This window comes from Streptomyces sp. NPDC048603, assembly GCF_043199475.1.
In the GTDB taxonomy this organism is placed as follows: Bacteria; Actinomycetota; Actinomycetes; order Streptomycetales; family Streptomycetaceae; genus Streptomyces.
Window position 1 is genome coordinate 273,280 of sequence record NZ_JBICVY010000010.1, and the last position, 17,687, is coordinate 290,966.

15 protein-coding genes are annotated in these 17,687 nt (G+C 71.5%); 14 read left to right on the forward strand and 1 reads right to left on the reverse strand.

What is annotated here, in order from left to right; all coding sequences use genetic code 11:
• The first annotated feature begins 51 nt into the window (after nucleotides 1–51).
• The 9 genes from ftsW to ACGFQ9_RS25885 all read left to right on the forward strand — a co-directional run bounded on the left by ftsW (nucleotide 52) and on the right by ACGFQ9_RS25885 (nucleotide 8,736).
• Nucleotides 52–1,413, forward strand: coding sequence for a putative lipid II flippase FtsW (gene ftsW / locus ACGFQ9_RS25845; protein ID WP_393576891.1), 1,362 nt, complete (start codon nucleotides 52–54; stop codon nucleotides 1,411–1,413).
• Nucleotides 1,414–1,419: 6 nt separating this feature from the next.
• A complete protein-coding gene (gene murG / locus ACGFQ9_RS25850; protein WP_393576893.1) occupies nucleotides 1,420–2,514 on the forward strand; it encodes an undecaprenyldiphospho-muramoylpentapeptide beta-N-acetylglucosaminyltransferase in 1,095 nt (364 codons plus the stop codon).
• 33 nt (nucleotides 2,515–2,547) lie between these two features.
• Entirely contained in the window at nucleotides 2,548–3,357 is an 810-nt protein-coding gene (locus tag ACGFQ9_RS25855; RefSeq protein WP_393576895.1) for a cell division protein FtsQ/DivIB, read from the forward strand.
• Nucleotides 3,358–3,638: 281 nt separating this feature from the next.
• Nucleotides 3,639–4,847 (forward strand): cell division protein FtsZ, encoded by a 1,209-nt coding sequence (ftsZ, locus tag ACGFQ9_RS25860; RefSeq protein WP_393576896.1) that lies wholly within the window; start codon nucleotides 3,639–3,641, stop codon nucleotides 4,845–4,847.
• Complete coding sequence (gene pgeF, locus ACGFQ9_RS25865) at nucleotides 4,844–5,575, forward strand: peptidoglycan editing factor PgeF (protein WP_393576898.1); 732 nt, start codon at nucleotides 4,844–4,846, stop codon at nucleotides 5,573–5,575. Before ftsZ ends, pgeF begins: the two co-directional genes overlap by 4 nt.
• A 3-nt stretch (nucleotides 5,576–5,578) precedes the next feature.
• Entirely contained in the window at nucleotides 5,579–6,298 is a 720-nt protein-coding gene (locus tag ACGFQ9_RS25870; protein ID WP_393576899.1) for a YggS family pyridoxal phosphate-dependent enzyme, read from the forward strand.
• A 149-nt stretch (nucleotides 6,299–6,447) separates the two neighbouring features.
• Nucleotides 6,448–7,062, forward strand: coding sequence for a cell division protein SepF (locus tag ACGFQ9_RS25875; protein WP_393576901.1), 615 nt, complete (start codon nucleotides 6,448–6,450; stop codon nucleotides 7,060–7,062).
• Nucleotides 7,063–7,100: 38 nt separating this feature from the next.
• Nucleotides 7,101–7,391, forward strand: coding sequence for a YggT family protein (locus ACGFQ9_RS25880; RefSeq protein WP_393576902.1), 291 nt, complete (start codon nucleotides 7,101–7,103; stop codon nucleotides 7,389–7,391).
• A 61-nt stretch (nucleotides 7,392–7,452) separates the two neighbouring features.
• On the forward strand, nucleotides 7,453–8,736 hold the full coding sequence (locus ACGFQ9_RS25885; RefSeq protein ID WP_393576904.1) for a DivIVA domain-containing protein: 1,284 nt from the start codon (nucleotides 7,453–7,455) through the stop codon (nucleotides 8,734–8,736).
• A 562-nt stretch (nucleotides 8,737–9,298) separates the two neighbouring features.
• Here ACGFQ9_RS25885 and ileS read toward each other — a convergent pair.
• Nucleotides 9,299–12,457, reverse strand: coding sequence for an isoleucine--tRNA ligase (gene ileS, locus ACGFQ9_RS25890; protein ID WP_393576906.1), 3,159 nt, complete (start codon nucleotides 12,455–12,457; stop codon nucleotides 9,299–9,301).
• 515 nt (nucleotides 12,458–12,972) lie between these two features.
• Here ileS and ACGFQ9_RS25895 point away from each other — a divergent pair.
• The 5 genes from ACGFQ9_RS25895 to ACGFQ9_RS25915 all read left to right on the forward strand — a co-directional run bounded on the left by ACGFQ9_RS25895 (nucleotide 12,973) and on the right by ACGFQ9_RS25915 (nucleotide 17,682).
• Nucleotides 12,973–13,863: a TraR/DksA family transcriptional regulator gene (locus ACGFQ9_RS25895; RefSeq protein WP_393576907.1), complete on the forward strand. Its 891-nt coding sequence runs from the start codon at nucleotides 12,973–12,975 to the stop codon at nucleotides 13,861–13,863.
• 103 nt (nucleotides 13,864–13,966) lie between these two features.
• A complete protein-coding gene (gene lspA / locus ACGFQ9_RS25900) occupies nucleotides 13,967–14,527 on the forward strand; it encodes a signal peptidase II (protein ID WP_393576908.1) in 561 nt (186 codons plus the stop codon).
• Between the two features lie 85 nt (nucleotides 14,528–14,612).
• On the forward strand, nucleotides 14,613–15,554 hold the full coding sequence (locus ACGFQ9_RS25905; RefSeq protein ID WP_393576910.1) for an RluA family pseudouridine synthase: 942 nt from the start codon (nucleotides 14,613–14,615) through the stop codon (nucleotides 15,552–15,554).
• Nucleotides 15,551–16,057, forward strand: coding sequence for a GNAT family N-acetyltransferase (locus ACGFQ9_RS25910; protein WP_393576912.1), 507 nt, complete (start codon nucleotides 15,551–15,553; stop codon nucleotides 16,055–16,057). Before ACGFQ9_RS25905 ends, ACGFQ9_RS25910 begins: the two co-directional genes overlap by 4 nt.
• Before the next feature lie 35 nt (nucleotides 16,058–16,092).
• Complete coding sequence (locus ACGFQ9_RS25915) at nucleotides 16,093–17,682, forward strand: Na+/H+ antiporter (protein ID WP_393576914.1); 1,590 nt, start codon at nucleotides 16,093–16,095, stop codon at nucleotides 17,680–17,682.
• Nucleotides 17,683–17,687: the final 5 nt, after the last annotated feature.

Genomic DNA, 17,687 nt, shown 5'->3' on the forward strand with positions numbered 1-17,687 from the left:
CCTGGGGACCGTCCGACCGGCTGCTCGTACGAGTGGAGGGGAAGACGACAGATGCCGGCCAAGCAGATGCTGCCCGGACGACGGCCCGCCGCCGTCCGGGCGCAGGGGCGCAAGCGTCCTTCGGTGACCGCCAAGGGGCCCGCGGGGCAGGGGCCGCTGGACGGGATCCGGCGCACCTACCGTCGCCTGCGCCGGACTTGGGACCGGCCACTCACCGCTTATTACCTGATTTTCGGCAGTTCGCTGCTGATTACGGTGCTGGGCCTGGTGATGGTCTACAGCGCCTCCATGATCAAGGCGCTCCAGCTGGGCCTGTCCCCCTCGTACTTCTTCCAGAAGCAGTTCCTGGCCGCCGCCATCGGCGCCGGCCTGCTGCTCGCCGCCTCCCGGATGCCGGTCAAGCTGCACCGCGCGCTGGCCTACCCGGTGCTGGCCGCGACCGTCTTCCTGATGGTGCTCGTCCAGATCCCCGGGATAGGGGTCTCCATCCAGGGCAACCAGAACTGGATCTCCCTGGGCGGCCCCTTCATGCTGCAGCCCAGCGAGTTCGGCAAGCTGGCCCTGATCCTGTGGGGCGCGGACCTGATGGCCCGCAAGGGCGACAAGGGCCTGCTGGTCCAGTGGAAGCACCTGCTGGTCCCGCTGGTGCCGGTGGCCTTCCTGCTGCTCGGACTGATCATGCTGGGCGGCGACATGGGCACCGCGATGATCCTCTGCGCCATCCTCTTCGGACTGCTGTGGCTGGCGGGAGCCCCGACCCGGCTGTTCGTCGGGGTGCTGGCCGTCGCCGTCGTGATCGGAGCGGTTCTGATCAGGACCGCCCCGCACCGGATGCAGCGACTCTCCTGCATCGGCGCGACCGATCTCGGGCCGCAAGGTGAATGCTGGCAGGCCGTTCATGGAATCTTCGCCCTCGCGTCCGGCGGATGGTTCGGTTCCGGTCTGGGTGCCAGTGTGGAAAAATGGGGGGAACTACCCGAAGCACACAACGACTTCATCTTTGCCATCACCGGGGAGGAACTGGGGCTGGCGGGGACGCTGTCGGTCCTGGGTCTCTTCGCGGCTCTAGGCTATGCGGGTATCCGCGTGGCCGGACGCACGGAGGACCCCTTCGTGAGGTATGCCGCGGGAGGCGTGACCACCTGGATCACGGCCCAGGCCGTGATCAACATCGGCGCGGTGCTCGGTCTGCTGCCGATCGCCGGGGTCCCGCTCCCGCTGTTCTCCTACGGAGGGTCCGCCCTGCTGCCGACCATGTTCGCCGTCGGACTGCTCATCGCCTTCGCGCGGGAGGAGCCCGCGGCGCGCGCGGCGCTCGCGATGCGACAGCCGAGGTTCGGCTGGAAGCGGACCGGGCCGATCTGGAAGTCGATGAGGCGGCGCGTCAAGAGGCGTCCGTCCGGAGAGCGGTGAATTTCGGTGCATGTCGTACTCGCCGGTGGGGGGACCGCCGGCCACATCGAGCCGGCGCTCGCCCTCGCGGATGCCCTGCGCAGGCAGGACCCCGCCGTGGGGATCACCGCCCTCGGCACGGAGCGCGGCCTGGAGACCCGGCTGGTGCCGGAGCGCGGCTACGATCTCGGCCTGATCCCGGCCGTGCCGCTGCCCCGGAAGCCCACCCCCGAGCTGATCACCGTCCCCGGCCGGCTGCGCGGCACCATCAAGGCCGCCGAGGAGATCCTGGCGCGCACAAAGGCCGACATCGTCGTCGGCTTCGGCGGCTACGTGGCCCTGCCCGGCTACCTGGCCGCCAAGCGGCTCGGCGTGCCGATCATCGTCCACGAGGCCAACGCCCGGCCCGGCCTGGCCAACAAGATCGGCTCCCGGTACGCGGCCGCGGTCGCGGTCTCCACGCCCGACAGCAAGCTCCGCAACGCCCGCTACGTCGGCATCCCGCTGCGCCGCACCATCGCCACCCTCGACCGGGCGGCCGCCCGGCCCGAGGGGCGCGCGCTCTTCGGGCTCGACCCGAACCTGCCCACCCTGCTGGTCTCCGGCGGCTCCCAGGGCGCGCGCCGGCTCAACGAGGTCGTGCAGCAGGTGGCACCGGCGCTCCAGCGCGCCGGGATCCAGATCCTCCACGCGGTCGGCCCGAAGAACGAACTGCCGCGTGTGGACAACATGCCCGGAATGCCGCCGTACGTCCCGGTACCGTACCTGGACCGGATGGATCTCGCGTACGCCGCCGCCGACATGATGCTGTGCCGCGCGGGCGCGATGACCGTCGCCGAACTCTCCGCCGTCGGACTGCCCGCCGCCTACGTCCCGCTGCCCATCGGCAACGGCGAGCAGCGGCTCAACGCCCAGCCGGTGGTCAAGGCGGGCGGCGGTCTGCTGGTGGACGACGCCGAACTGACCCCCGAGTGGGTCCAGGGCAACGTCCTCCCGGTGCTCGCCGATCCGCACCGGCTCTACGAGATGTCCCGCGCGGCCGCCGAGTTCGGCCGCCGGGACGCCGACGAACTGCTGGTCGCCATGGTGTACGAGGCCATCGCGGCGCACCGGACCCGCTGAGGCGGGAAAGCACAGACGCAGGAGGCACCGCACGTGGCCGGACCGACGAAGCAGCCGAAGGCGCCGCAGCCGGCGGGACCGCCGAAGCCGCCGAAGCCGAAACAGTCCGGCCACGTCCCCCAAGGCCCCGGCGTGAGACACCTCCGCCGGGGCCCCGTACTGGCCGCCCTCGCCGCCGCCGTGCTGCTCGCCGGCGGCAGCAGCTGGGCCTTGTACGGCTCGGACTGGCTGCGGGTGGAGAAGGTCACCACCACCGGCACCGGGGTGCTCACCCCGGAGCAGGTGCTCCGGGCGGCGGCGGTACCCGTCGGGGCCCCGCTCGCCACCGTCGACACCGACGAGATCGAGGCGCGGCTGCGCGGGCGGCTGCCCCGCATCGAATCGGTCGACGTGGTGCGTTCCTGGCCGCACGGGATCGGACTGAACGTCACGGAGCGCAAACCCGTCCTGCTCATCAGGAAGGATGCCAAGTTCGTCGAAGTGGACGCTTCGGGCGTCCGGTTCGACACGGTGGCGAAACCCCCTGCCGGTGTGCCCGTTCTGGAACTGAACGCGGGCAACTCGCCCAGTCTGCGCCGGTTCGACGAGGAACGGCTGCTGCACGAGGCGGTGGGCATCGCCGGGGACCTCCCCGCGGCGGTGGCCAAGGAGACCCTCCGGATCCGGATGACCTCGTACGACTCCGTGGAACTGGAGTTGAGCCGGGACCGTACCGTGGTCTGGGGAAGTTCCGGGCAGGGACCGGCGAAAGCCCGTGCGCTGACGGCTCTGCTGAAGGCCGCACCCAGGGCCGGGCACTTCGATGTGAGCGCTCCCACGGCACCCTCGGTGGCCGGGAGTTGACGCGAGGTCGAACAGCGGCGCACCCTGGTTGGCCAGCGATATGGGTGATCACATAGGGTGAAAAGAAAAACGGGAGGTTCGGCGTGTTCGTTGAACACGCGCTACTTGTCGACTTAGTGTCCTGTTCGGAAGAGTCCAAGGAACAGACACAGTCTTAACCCTAAACTTCAGGGTTAGGGTTCGGGTCGGCATGTATCGGACCGTCCCTGTTTTCGGCATCAGTCGTCGCACCGCAGGCCCGCGAGGCGGCGACACGTAACTCGAGGCGAGAGGCCTTCGACGTGGCAGCACCGCAGAACTACCTCGCAGTCATCAAGGTCATCGGTGTCGGCGGCGGTGGTGTCAATGCCATCAACCGAATGATCGAGGTCGGTCTCAAGGGCGTCGAGTTCATCGCCATCAACACGGACGCCCAGGCGCTGTTGATGAGCGACGCCGACGTCAAGCTCGACGTCGGCCGTGAACTCACCCGGGGCCTCGGCGCCGGTGCCAACCCGGCAGTCGGTCGCAAGGCGGCAGAGGACCACCGTGAGGAGATCGAGGAGGTCCTCAAGGGGGCCGACATGGTCTTCGTCACCGCCGGCGAGGGCGGCGGCACCGGCACCGGCGGCGCGCCCGTCGTCGCCAACATCGCGCGCTCCCTGGGCGCCCTGACGATCGGTGTGGTCACCCGGCCGTTCACCTTCGAGGGCCGCCGTCGCGCCAACCAGGCGGAGGACGGCATCGCCGAGCTCCGCGAAGAGGTCGACACCCTCATCGTCATCCCCAACGACCGCCTGCTGTCCATCTCGGACCGCCAGGTCTCGGTGCTCGACGCCTTCAAGTCGGCCGACCAGGTGCTGCTGAGCGGTGTGCAGGGCATCACCGACCTCATCACCACGCCCGGTCTGATCAACCTGGACTTCGCCGACGTCAAGTCCGTGATGTCCGAGGCCGGATCGGCGCTCATGGGCATCGGCTCCGCCCGCGGCGACGACCGCGCCGTGGCCGCCGCCGAGATGGCGATCTCCTCGCCGCTCCTGGAGGCGTCCATCGACGGCGCCCGCGGCGTCCTGCTCTCCATCTCCGGCGGTTCCGACCTCGGCCTCTTCGAGATCAACGAGGCCGCCCAGCTGGTCAGCGAGGCCGCCCACCCCGAGGCGAACATCATCTTCGGCGCCGTCATCGACGACGCGCTCGGCGACGAGGTGCGGGTCACCGTCATCGCGGCCGGGTTCGACGGGGGCCAGCCCCCGGCCCGCCGGGACAACGTGATCGGCGCCGCCTCGACCAAGCGCGAGGAGCCCCCGGCCCCGGTCAGCCGACCCGAGCCGGTCCGCCCGTCCTTCGGCGGCCTCGGTACGGTCACCCCGCGTGAGGAGCCCCCGGCTCCGGTCGAGCCGGCCCCGGTCGCCGAGATCCCGCAGACCCCGGTCGCGCCCCCGACGGTCCCGCGTCCCTACCAGGACAGCCCGGCCGAGGAACTGGACGTTCCGGACTTCTTGAAGTGACGATAGGGCAGCACATCGTGAGCGGCGCCCACTTCGCCTTCACCGACCGGTGGGGCGGGGTGAGCGCCGTTCCGTACGAGGAGCTCAACCTCGGCGGCGCCGTCGGGGACGACCCGGCTGCCGTACGGGAGAACCGCGCGCGGGCCGCGCGCACCCTGGGCATCGACCCCGGCCAGGTGGTCTGGATGAACCAGGTGCACGGCCGGGACGTGGCCGTGGTGGACGGACCCTGGGGAGATTCCGCAGAGATTCCCGCCGTGGACGCGGTGGTGACCGCCCGTCGGGGGCTCGCCCTCGCGGTCCTCACCGCCGACTGCGTCCCGGTCCTGCTGGCCGACCCCGTCGCCGGGGTCGTCGCCGCGGCGCACGCGGGCCGGCCCGGCCTGGTCGCCGGGGTGGTGCCGGCCGCGGTGGAGGCGATGACCGCGCTCGGCGCGGACCCCGCCCGGCTGGTCGCCCGTACCGGACCCGCCGTGTGCGGGCGCTGCTACGAGGTGCCGGCCGAGATGCGGGACGCGGTCGCCGACGTGGTGCCGGCCGCCCGTGCCGAGACCAGCTGGGGCACTCCGGCCGTCGACGTGGTGGCGGGGGTGCACGCCCAGCTCGCCGGACTGGGGGTGACGGACGCTCAGCGGTCCCCCGTCTGCACACTGGAATCGCGCGACCACTTCTCGTACCGCCGTGACCGGGTGACCGGCCGGCTTGCCGGATATGTCTGGTTGGACTGAGGAATGACAGATCGTAAGGCCGAGCTCGCCGCGAACCTGGCGCGGGTGGAGGAACGAATCTCCGCCGCCTGCGCCGCGGCCGGGCGCAAGCGGGAGGAGGTGACCCTCATCGTGGTCACCAAGACCTACCCCGCGAGCGACGTACGTCTCCTGGCGGAGCTGGGTGTCCGTCATGTGGCGGAGAACCGCGACCAGGAGGCCGGCCCGAAAGCCCTGGTCTGTGCGGATCTGCCGCTCACCTGGCACTTTGTCGGTCAGTTGCAGACGAACAAAGTCCGTTCCGTGGCGGGATACGCGCATCTGGTGCAGTCCGTCGACCGGCCCCGGCTGGTGTCCGCGCTCTCGGCGGCGGCGGTGAAGGCGGAACGGGAACTCGGCTGCCTGGTGCAGATCGCCCTCGACGCGGAGTCGGGGGAGCGCGGGGAGCGGGGCGGCGCGGCGCCGGAGCAGCTGGGCGAGTTGGCCGGGCTGATCGAGGAGGCCCCGGGACTGCGGCTGGCCGGGGTGATGACGGTGGCTCCGCTGGCCGGCCGCTACGCGGGACGCGAACAGGCCGCTTTCCAGCGGCTGGTGGAATTGTCAAGCGGCCTGCGCACGGCCCATCCGGCTGCGACCATGGTGTCGGCCGGGATGAGCGCCGATCTGGAGCAGGCCGTGGCCGCCGGAGCGACACACGTACGCGTCGGCACGGCGGTACTCGGCGGGAGACCCAGGCTCGGGTAACGTCGCGAAGAAAGTCGGACCACAGCAGAAAATATGGTCATTACCGCTGATGAGCGGGCAGGCCACGTGGATCGCGGGCAGTTGGTGACTTTTGTGACACTGCGAGATTTGTCGGTGGGCGATCCACCACAGAGCGGAGGACTCAGAGAATGGCCGGCGCAATGCGCAAGATGGCGGTCTACCTCGGCCTCGTGGAGGACGACCGGTACGACAACCCGGGATACGACCCCGATGACGAGTTCGAGCCCGAGCCGGAGCTGGCGCCCCGGGAGCGGGACCGCCGGGAGCAGCCGGTGCACCAACCGCCCGTAAGGGACGAACCGGTACGAGTGGCACAGCCTCCGGCTCCGCGTGAACCCATCTCATTGCCCGTTGAAAGCGGACGACCCGCCCGAATCGCCCCCGTGGCATCCATCACACCCGAACGCTCGAACCTGGAGAAGAACGCCCCCGTGATCATGCCCAAGGTCGTCTCCGAGCGGGAGCCGTACCGCATCACGACGCTGCACCCCCGGACCTACAACGAGGCCCGTACCATCGGGGAACACTTCCGTGAGGGCACCCCGGTGATCATGAATCTGACCGAGATGGACGACACTGACGCCAAGCGTCTGGTCGACTTCGCGGCCGGTCTCGTGTTCGGTCTGCACGGCAGCATTGAACGCGTGACACAGAAGGTGTTCCTGCTGTCGCCTGCTAACGTCGATGTCACGGCGGAGGACAAGGCCCGCATCGCGGAGGGCGGGTTCTTCAACCAGAGCTAGACCGGACAGGCGAGGGCAAGGGGAGAGGGAAGTACGGGATGGGTGTCGCACTGGATGTGATCTACATTGCGCTGACGTGCTTCCTCATCGTGCTGATCTTCCGGCTCGTCATGGATTACGTCTTCCAGTTCGCACGTTCCTGGGAACCCGGGAAGGCGATGGTGGTCGTTCTTGAGGCCACCTACACTGTCACCGACCCACCGCTCAAGCTTCTGCGGCGATTCATCCCGCCGCTGCGTCTCGGGGGCGTGGCACTCGACCTGTCCTTCTTCGTGCTGATGATCATCGTCTACGTCCTGATCAGCATCGTGAGCGGCTTCGCGAGATGAGGACGGACATGGACGACACGGGCCTGCCGACTGCCGACGACTACGTAGAGGTGAAGAAGACATGCCGCTGACCCCCGAGGACGTGCGGAACAAGCAGTTCACGACCGTCCGCCTCCGAGAAGGCTATGACGAGGACGAGGTCGATGCCTTTCTCGACGAGGTCGAGGCCGAACTGACGCGTCTGCTGCGGGAGAACGAGGACCTGCGCGCCAAGCTCGCCGCGGCGACGCGGGCCGCGGCCCAGAGCCAGCAGCAGGCCAACATGCGCAAGCCGGAGCCGCAGGACCAGCGTGGCCCGGGCGCCCCCGTGCCCGCCGCCATATCCGGCCCGCCGGCCCAGCAGGGCCCGCCGCAGCTGCCGGGCGGCGCCCCGCAGCTGCCGCCCGGTCCCGGTGGACAGGGTCCGCAGGGTCCCGGCCCGATGGGCGGCCCCATGGGCGGTCCGATGCAGCAGCACCCGATGGGCGGTCCGAACCCCGGCATGGGTCCGAACCCGGGCATGGGTCCGAACGGCATGGGTCCGAACCCGGGCATGGGTCCGAACCCGGGCATGGGTCCGAACGGCATGGGTCCGAACCCGGGCATGGGCCCGAACCCCGGCATGGGTCCGAACCCGTCCATGGGCGGCCAGAACCCGCTCGGCCAGCCGATGCAGCAGATGCAGCCGATGGGCCAGATGCAGCCGATGGGCCAGCCCATGGGCATGCCTCCGCAGCAGCAGCCGCAGCTGCCGGCTCCCGGCCAGGGCCCCGGTGGCGACAGCGCCGCGCGTGTCCTCTCGCTCGCCCAGCAGACCGCCGACCAGGCGATCGCGGAGGCCCGTTCCGAGGCCAACAAGATCGTCGGCGAGGCGCGCAGCCGCGCCGAGGGCCTGGAGCGGGACGCCCGCGCCAAGGCGGACGCGCTGGAGCGGGACGCCCAGGAGAAGCACCGCGTCGCGATGGGCTCGCTGGAGTCCGCCCGCGCCACGCTGGAGCGCAAGGTCGAGGACCTGCGGGGCTTCGAGCGTGAGTACCGCACGCGTCTGAAGTCCTACCTGGAGTCGCAGCTGCGCCAGCTGGAGACCCAGGCGGACGACTCGCTGGCCCCGCCGCGGACCCCGGCGACGGCTTCGCTGCCGCCGAGCCCGGCGCCGTCGATGGCTCCGGCCGGGGCGATGGGGCACTCCTCGCCGATGTCGGGCGGTCCCTCGCCGATGTCGGGCGGCCCGTCCTACGGCGGCCAGCAGCAGATGTCCCCGGCGATGACCCAGCCGATGGCTCCGGTGCGGCCGGCTGCGCCGCAGCCGATGCAGCAGGCGCCGTCGCCGATGCGGGGCTTCCTGATCGACGAGGACGACAACTAGTCGCACCGCGCTACGACGCCGCCGTCGGCAGCATTCACGGGCCGGGCCCGGACCCCTCAGGGGATCCGGGCCCGGCCCGTTTCGCGTACCCCCCGCTGCCCGCTGCCCGCTGCCCGCTGCCCGCTGCCCGCTGCCCGCTGCGCGGAGCTCTCTCCCCGCCCCGCCCCTTCCCGAAGCCGGGGCTCCGCCCCGGACCCCACTGTGGGGCTTACGCCCCACGCCCCTGCGGGGCTCCGTCCCTGCACCCCGCCGGGGGTGCCCCGTCAGGGGCGCGGGGAACTGCGCGACCAGCCACGGCCGGCCCGCAGGCCCGGTACTAGGGGGCCGCCCCGAACCGGGGCGGGGTCCGGGGGCGGAGCCCCGGTTTCGGGATGGGGGTCCCCCCGGACGAAGTCTGGGGGAGGGCGGGGAGGGGGCATGCCCCGCAGGGCGACGGGCACGGGCCCGGAAACGGATATGGCCCGGCGCCCGCCGGGGTGGGCGGGACACCGGGCCACAGAGGCCGGGGCCGGGGTTGGCCCGGGCTGGGGCCAGGCCGGGACCGGCCTGGCCCCAGCCCGGGTTATGCCTTGCGGAGGCGGAAGGTCAGGCCGAGGGACTCGTCCGTGAAGGGGTCACCGTACGTGTCGTCGGCGTCGCCGGACGCGTAGTCCGTGGCCAGGACCTCGTCCGCGATCAGCGCCGCGTGGTCGGTCAGGGCCGTCACGACCTCCGGATCCGCCGAGGACCACCGCAGCGCGATGCGGTCCGCGACGTCCAGGCCGGAGTTCTTCCGCGCCTCCTGGATCAGCCGGATCGCGTCACGGGCCAGGCCCGCCAGCTTCAGCTCCGGGGTGATCTCCAGGTCCAGGGCGACCGTCGCGCCCGAGTCCGAGGCCACGGACCAGCCCTCACGCGGGGTCTCCGTGATGATCACTTCCTCGGGGGTGAGAGTGACCGTCTCGCCGTTGACCTCGACCGTGGCCTCGCCGGACCGGAGCGCCAGCGAGAGCGCGGCCGCGTCCGCCGCGGCCACGGCCTTGGCGACGTCCTGCACGCCCTTGCCGAAGCGCTTGCCCAGCGCCCGGAAGTTCGCCTTCGCCGTGGTGTCCACCAGCGAGCCGCCGACCTCCGAGAGGGAGGCCAGGGAGGAGACGTTCAGCTCCTCCGTGATCTGCGCCTGCAGACCGGCCGACAGGTCGGAGAAGCCCGCCGCGGCGACGAGCGCCCGCGACAGCGGCTGGCGGGTCTTGACGCCGGACTCGGCGCGCGTGGCGCGGCCCAGCTCGACCAGCCGCCGGACCAGCAGCATCTGCTGGGACAGCACCGGGTCCACGAGCGCCGCGTCGGCCTCCGGCCACGAGGTCAGGTGCACCGACTCCGGGGCGTCCGGGCTCACCGGGACGACCATGTCCTGCCAGACCCGCTCCGTGATGAACGGGGTCAGCGGGGCCATCAGGCGGGTGACCGTCTCGACCACGTCGTGGAGGGTGCGCAGCGCAGCCTTGTCACCCTGCCAGAACCGGCGGCGCGACCGGCGCACGTACCAGTTCGAGAGGTCGTCGACGAAGGCCGACAGCAGCTTGCCGGCCCGCTGGGTGTCGTACGCCTCCATGGCCTCGGTGACGTCCCCGACGAGCGTGTGCAGCTCGGAGAGCAGCCACCGGTCGAGCACCGTGCGCTCGGCCGGCGCCGGATCGGCCGCCGACGGCGCCCAGTTGGAGGTGCGGGCGTAGAGGGCCTGGAAGGCCACCGTGTTCCAGTAGGTGAGGAGCGTCTTGCGGACGACCTCCTGGATGGTGCCGTGGCCGACCCGGCGCGCCGCCCACGGCGAACCGCCGGCCGCCATGAACCACCGCACCGCGTCGGCGCCGTGCTGGTCCATCAGCGGGATCGGCTGCAGGATGTTGCCCAGGTGCTTGGACATCTTGCGGCCGTCCTCGGCGAGGATGTGGCCCAGGCAGACCACGTTCTCGTACGAGGACTTGTCGAAGACGAGCGTGCCGACCGCCATCAGCGTGTAGAACCAGCCGCGGGTCTGGTCGATCGCCTCGGAGATGAACTGCGCCGGGTAGCGCTTCTCGAAGAGGTCCTTGTTCTTGTACGGGTAGCCGTACTGGGCGAACGGCATCGAGCCGGAGTCGTACCAGGCGTCGATGACCTCCGGCACGCGGACCGCCGTGTGCGCGCAGCCCTCGGCGGTGCAGGGGAAGGTCACTTCGTCGATGAACGGGCGGTGCGGGTCGAGGCCCGAGTGGTCCCGGCCGGACAGCTCGCTGAGCTCCGCGCGGGAGCCGACGCAGGTGAGGTGGCCCTCCTCGCAGCGCCAGATCGGCAGCGGGGTGCCCCAGTAGCGGTTGCGGGACAGCGCCCAGTCGATGTTGTTGTTCAGCCAGTCGCCGAACCGGCCCTGCTTGACCGACTCCGGGAACCAGTTGGTCTTCTCGTTCTCCCGCAGCATCGCGTCCTTGACGGCGGTGGTGCGGATGTACCAGGACGGCTGCGCGTAGTAGAGCAGCGCGGTGTGGCAGCGCCAGCAGTGCGGGTAGCTGTGCTCGTACGCGATGTGCCTGAACAGCAGGCCGCGGGCGTCGAGGTCGGCGGTCAGCTTCTCGTCGGCCTTCTTGAAGAAGACGCCGCCGACGAGCGGGACCTCCTCGGCGAAGGTGCCGTCGGGGCGGACCGGGTTCACCACCGGCAGGCCGTACGCGCGGCAGACCGCGAGGTCGTCGGCGCCGAAGGCCGGGGCCTGGTGGACCAGACCGGTGCCGTCCTCGGTGGTCACGTACTCGGCGTTGACCACGAAGTGGGCCGGGGCCTCGAAGGGGACCAGCTCGAACGGGCGCCGGTAGGTCCAGCGCTCCATCTCCTTGCCGGTGAAGGTCCGGCCGGTGGACTCCCATCCCTCGCCGAGCGCCTTCTCCAGCAGCGGCTGCGCGACGACGATCTTCTCGTCGCCGTCGCCACCGGCGGGCGTCGCCACGACGTACGTGACCTCGGGGTGGGCGGCCACGGCCGTGTTGGAGACCAGGGTCCACGGGGTGGTCGTCCAGACCAGCAGCGAGGCCTCGCCGGCCAGCGGGCCGGAGGTCAGCGGGAAGCGGACGTAGACGGAGGGGTCGACGACCGTCTCGTAGCCCTGGGCGAGCTCGTGGTCGGAGAGGCCGGTGCCGCAGCGCGGGCACCAGGGGGCGACGCGGTGGTCCTGGACCAGCAGGCCCTTGTTGAAGATCTCCTTCAGCGACCACCACACGGACTCGACGTACTCGGGGTCCATGGTCCGGTAGGCGTCGTCCAGGTCCACCCAGTAGCCCATGCGGGTGGTGAGCTCGGCGAACGCGTCGGTGTGGCGGGTCACGGACTCGCGGCACTTGGCGTTGAACTCGGCGATGCCGTACGCCTCGATGTCCTGCTTGCCGTTGAAGCCGAGCTCCTTCTCGACGGCCAGCTCGACGGGCAGGCCGTGGCAGTCCCAGCCGGCCTTGCGGGCCACGTGGTAGCCGCGCATGGTGCGGAAGCGGGGGAAGACGTCCTTGAAGACGCGGGCCTCGATGTGGTGGGCACCGGGCATGCCGTTGGCGGTCGGCGGGCCCTCGTAGAAGACCCACTCGGGGCGTCCCTCGGACTGCTCCAGGGTCTTGGCGAAGGTCTTGCTCTCGCGCCAGAAGTCGAGGACTGCGTGCTCCAGGGCGGGCAGGTCGACCTGGGCGGGCACCGGGCGGTACTGCGGCGGGTTCGTCATGAGGCTCTTCGTCTTCCTCCGGCGGGCTTCGTCTCTCCGTCCGGAGGGACGAGAGCGCTGGGCTCCCGCGGTACCACCCTCCTTGGCCGCCGGACGGGTCCGGTGGCCCCCTCATTGGGGTGCGAAGCCGGTTCTACTGGCCCGGGCCGGGGCCCTGGGCGTTCTTCCGGCGGCTCCGGGGTGATCCTTCACGACGCGCTCGCCCCCGGGCTCTCACCGTCCCCGGGTCGCTCCTGGCTGCGTACGACGCTACTCGTCCCCATCCATGCCTTTCGCTGGGCTCAGTGTAAGGCCGGGGGGCGGGCCGGCCGACCTGTTTACGGTGACCCGAATGGTCCGATGCGCCCGAATGGTCTCGGTGTGCAGGCGAGTGGCGGAATACCTGGGCCGGGGCTGGGCACAACGGATGCAGGTTGGTCGCGGCGGGCGCGTACCCGTTGCCGCGGGGATGGAGTCGATTTATCGTCCCAGCACGATTTGCGTGCTAGATCACCATATGTGAAGGGGCCGCGGCCATGGTGGCGAAGAAGCAGGCGGTGGCCGCGACTGCGGCCGAGGAACCGGCCCCCGGGAAGGTGACGGCCGGGAAGGCTCCGGCGAAGGCCGCCGCGGCCGACGGGAAGGCGGCGGCCGACGGGAAGGCCGCTCCGGCGAAGGCCCCGGCCCGGAAGGCCGTGGCCAAGAAGGTCGCGGCCAAGAAGGCTGCGACCGGAAAGGCCGCCTCGGCCGCCTCGGCCGACCCTGGCGGCAGGGCGGCGGCGAAGAAGACCGGGTCCACCGCGGCCCCGGCGAAGAAGAACGGCGCCGGCAGGACGACCACGAAGAAGGCCACGGCCCCGACCGGTGCCGTGGCCGAGGGGGCGGCCCAGGCCGCGGAAGAGACGGGAGCCGGAACAGTGGTTGCCAAGAAGAGCACGGGCACGAGCAAGGCCAGGAAGACCGCCACGGCGGCCACCAGCGGGCTGCCCAAGACCCGTACGGTGGCAGCCGGCCGTGCGGCCGCAGCCCCCGGCGAGCTCGCGGTACGCCCCGGCGAGGAGCCCTGGACCCCGGCGGAGGTCGCGGAGGCCCGTACGGAGCTGGAGACGGAGGTGCTGCGGCTGCGGGCCGAGCTGGAGGCCTCCGAGCTGGCCATCACCGGCCTGATGCGGGACGGCGGCGCCGGTGCCGGCGACGACGAGGCCGACACGGGCAGCAAGAACATCACCCGCGAACACGAGATCGCCCTCGCCGCGAACGCCCGCGAGATGCTGGAGCAGACCGAGCGGGCCCTGGAACGACTGGACGCCGGCACCTACGGCGTCTGCGAGAACTGCGGGAACCCCATCGGCAAGGCGCGGATGCAGGCGTTCCCGCGGGCCACCCTGTGCGTGGAGTGCAAGGCGAAGCAGGAGCGGCGCCACTGAGGCGCGTCCGCGGTCGTGTCCGGAGCGGGGGACCTGGGGCCCCCGGTCCGCGCGCGGCTGACGTACTCTCGTCACAGTTGTCGAGCGAGTTCGAGGGACGCACGTGGCAGAGGCGGAGCGCATCATCGGTACGCCGGAGGTCGGGGACGACACGCAGCCGGAGCCCGCGCAGCCCAAGGGGCGGCGGCGGATCACCGCGCTGCTCGTCGTGGCCGTGCTGGCCTACCTGCTCGACCTCGGCAGCAAGATGCTGGTCGTGGCCAAGCTGGAGCACCAGCCCCCCATCGAGATCGTCGGTGATCTGCTGAAGTTCGAGGCGATCCGGAACCCCGGCGCCGCCTTCGGCTTCGGCGAGGCGTTCACGATCATCTTCACCATCATCGCGGCCACCGTGATCGTGGTGATCGTGCGGCTGGCCCGGAAGCTCTACAGCCTGCCCTGGGCCATCGCGCTCGGCCTGCTGCTCGGCGGCGCACTGGGCAACCTCACCGACCGGATCTTCCGCTCGCCGGGCGTCTTCCGCGGTGCCGTCGTGGACTTCATCGCCCCCGCCCACTTCGCGGTCTTCAACCTCGCGGACTCCGCGATCGTGTGCGGCGGCATCCTGATCGTGCTGCTCTCCTTCCGGGGTCTGGACCCCGACGGCACGATCCACAAGGACTGAGCCGGCCCCCCGCGGGTACAGTCGCGGGAACGGGGCGGAACAAGATCGAGAACGGGCCGCCACGCGAGTCCGGCATACTCGACGGGTGAGTACGATTCCCGAGATCCGCACCCTGCCCGTTCCCGACGGCCTCGAAGGCGAGCGCGTAGACGCCGCGATCGCCCGTATGTTCGGGTTCTCCCGGACCAAGGCGGCCGAGCTGGCCGCGGCCGGCAAGGTCGCGGTCGACGGCAGCGTCGTCGGGAAGTCCGAGCGGGTGCACGGCGGCGCCTGGCTCGAGGTCGAGATGCCCGCCCCGCCGCGCCCGGTCGAGATCGTCGCCGAGCCGGTCGAGGGCATGGAGATCGTCCACGACGACGAGGACATCGTCGTGATCATGAAGCCGGTGGGGGTCGCCGCGCACCCCAGCCCCGGCTGGACCGGCACCACCGTGATCGGCGGCCTGGCCGCCGCCGGGTACCGGATCTCCACCTCCGGCGCCGCCGAGCGCCAGGGCATCGTGCACCGCCTGGACGTCGGCACCTCCGGCCTGATGGTGGTGGCCAAGTCCGAGCGCGCGTACACCTCGCTGAAGAACCAGTTCCGCGAGCGCGTCGTGGACAAGCGCTACCACACCCTGGTCCAGGGTCACCCGGACCCGATGAGCGGCACGATCGACGCCCCCATCGGCCGGCACCCCAACCACGACTACAAGTGGGCCGTGATCCAGGACGGCAAGGCCTCCGTCACCCACTACGACCTCATCGAGGCGTTCCGGGCGGCCTCCCTGCTGGACATCAAGCTGGAGACCGGCCGCACCCACCAGATCCGCGTGCACATGTCGGCGCACCGGCACCCCTGCGTGGGCGACCTCACCTACGGCGCCGACCCGACCATCGCCAAGCGCCTGGGCCTCACCCGCCAGTGGCTGCACGCGGTGCGGCTCGGCTTCGAGCACCCGGCGGACGGCCAGTGGGTGGAGTTCGCGAGCCACTACCCGGACGACCTGCAGCACGCGCTGGACATGATCCGCGCGGAGAGCGAGTGACCTCCCCGGCGTCCGCGCCCGGGCCCGCGTCCGAGCCCGGGTCCGCGCCGTACGAGGTCCGGGTCGCCGTCGGCGAGGCCGACCTCGCGGCCTGCTTCGCCGTCCGCACCGAGGTCTTCGTCGTCGAACAGTCCGTGCCCGAGGAGATCGAGTACGACGCCTACGACGCGGACGCCGTGCACGTGCTGGCGACCGGCCCGGACGGCCCCCTGGGCACCGGCCGGCTGCTGCACGGCGAGGCCGCCCTCGGCAAGACCGGCACGCCGGGCGTCGGCTCGCTCGGCCGCCTGGCCGTCCTGAAGTCCGCGCGCGGCCTCGGCGTGGGCGCGGCCCTGGTCCGGGCGCTGGAGGCGGAGGCGGTCCGGCTGGGCCTGACCGCCGTGGACCTGGGCGCGCAGACGCACGCCCTCGGCTTCTACGAGCGGCTCGGCTACGCGGCGTACGGTCCCGAGTTCGAGGACGCGGGCATGCCGCACCGCGCGATGCGACGCACCCTTCCTTAACCGAACGAATCGGGCGCGCCTGGCAGGGTGGGGGAGTGGATCAGCTCCTCCTCCTCTTCGTGCTGCTGCTGGGTGCCGTCGTCAGCGTGCCGGTCGGGGACCGGCTGGGCCTGCCCGCGCCGGTCCTGATGACCCTCGGCGGCATCGTGCTGGCCCTGGTGCCGGTCGTGCCGAACGTGGACATCCCGCCCGAGTTCATCCTCCCGCTGGTGCTGCCGCCGCTGCTGTACGCCTCCGCGCAGCGCACCTCCTGGCGGCAGTTCGCCGCCAACGTACGGCCGATCCTGCTGCTGGCGGTCGCGCTGGTCTTCGTCACCACGGCCGCCGTCGCCGCCGTTGCGAACGCGGTGGTGCCCGGGCTGCCGGTGGCCGCCGCCGTGGCGCTGGGCGCGCTGGTCGCGCCGCCCGACCCGGTCGCGGCCACCGCCGTGGCCGGCTCGCTCGGGCTGCCGCGCCGCCTGGTGTCGATCCTGGAGGGCGAGGGCCTGTTCAACGACGTGACGGCCATCGTGCTGTACCACGTGGCGATCGCCGCCGCCGTCAGCGGCAGCTTCTCCTGGCCGGAGGCCACCCTGGAGTTCGTGCTGTCGGCGGTGGTCGCGGTGGCCGTCGGACTGGCCCTGGGCTGGTTGGCGAAGCTGCTGATCGGGCGGCTCGGCGACGCCACCCTGCAGATCGGTCTGACCCTGCTCCTGCCCTTCGTGGCGTACACGCTGGCGGAGGAGCTGATGGGCTCGGGGGTGCTGGCCGTCCTCACCACCGCCCTGTTCCTGGCGGAGTTCGCGAGCGACGCCGACGACGTCCTGGGCCGGCTGGCCGGGCACACCTTCTGGGAGGTCGTCGACATGCTGGTCACCGGGGTGGCGTTCGGGCTGATCGGGCTGGAACTGCACAACGTGTTCGGCACGGCCGCGGGCCGGTGGGAGCAGATGGCCGGCTGGGCGGCGGCCGTGGTCGCGGTGGTGGTCGGCGTACGGCTGGTGTGGCTGCTCCCCGCCTCGTGGCTGGCCAGACGGCTGCACGGGCGGCGCGACTACGACGAGGAGATCCCGCTGAGCTGGCGGGAGAGCGTGGTGATGTGGTGGGCCGGCATGCGCGGGGTGGCCTCGGTGGCGCTGGCCCTGGCGATCCCGCTCCGCACCGACTCCGGCGAACCCTTCCCGGCCCGCGATGAGATCGTCTTCATCGCCTTCGCGGTCATCATGACCACGCTGATCCTCCAGGGCCTGACCCTGCCCTGGCTGGTACGCCGGCTCGGCGTCCGGGCGGACACGGACGCCGAGCGGGCCTTCCGGCGGGAGTTGGCCCTGCGCGCGGCGAAGGCGGCGAAGCGCCGCCTCAGGGAGATCCAGGAGGTCGAGGAGCTCCCCGAGGACCTCCTCGAACAGCTCCAGCGGCGCGCGTACGACGTGGGCGCCCGGATCAGCCCCGACCTGGTCGACGAGGAACGCCGCGAGGCCTACGCGCAGCGGGTCTCGCGGCTCCGTCACATCCAGCACGTCCAGCGCGAGATGCTGTCCGCCGCCCGTCACGAGGTGCTCGCGGCGCGCAGCGAACCGGGCGCCGACCCGGAGGTCGTGGACCGTGTCCTGCGCCACCTGGACGTCCGCAGCCTGCGCCCGTAGCCCGA

Excerpts from the sequence above, each read along its gene's own strand:
- ftsW (WP_393576891.1), top strand. The coding sequence starts at position 52 with ATGCCGGCCAAGCAGATGCTGCCCGGACGACGGCCCGCCGCCGTCCGG.
- ACGFQ9_RS25870 (WP_393576899.1), top strand. The coding sequence starts at position 5,579 with ATGACAGATCGTAAGGCCGAGCTCGCCGCGAACCTGGCGCGGGTGGAG.
- ACGFQ9_RS25875 (WP_393576901.1), top strand. The coding sequence starts at position 6,448 with ATGGCCGGCGCAATGCGCAAGATGGCGGTCTACCTCGGCCTCGTGGAG.
- ACGFQ9_RS25880 (WP_393576902.1), top strand. The coding sequence starts at position 7,101 with ATGGGTGTCGCACTGGATGTGATCTACATTGCGCTGACGTGCTTCCTC.
- ACGFQ9_RS25885 (WP_393576904.1), top strand. The coding sequence starts at position 7,453 with ATGCCGCTGACCCCCGAGGACGTGCGGAACAAGCAGTTCACGACCGTC.
- ileS (WP_393576906.1), bottom strand. The coding sequence starts at position 12,457 with ATGACGAACCCGCCGCAGTACCGCCCGGTGCCCGCCCAGGTCGACCTG.
- ACGFQ9_RS25895 (WP_393576907.1), top strand. The coding sequence starts at position 12,973 with ATGGTGGCGAAGAAGCAGGCGGTGGCCGCGACTGCGGCCGAGGAACCG.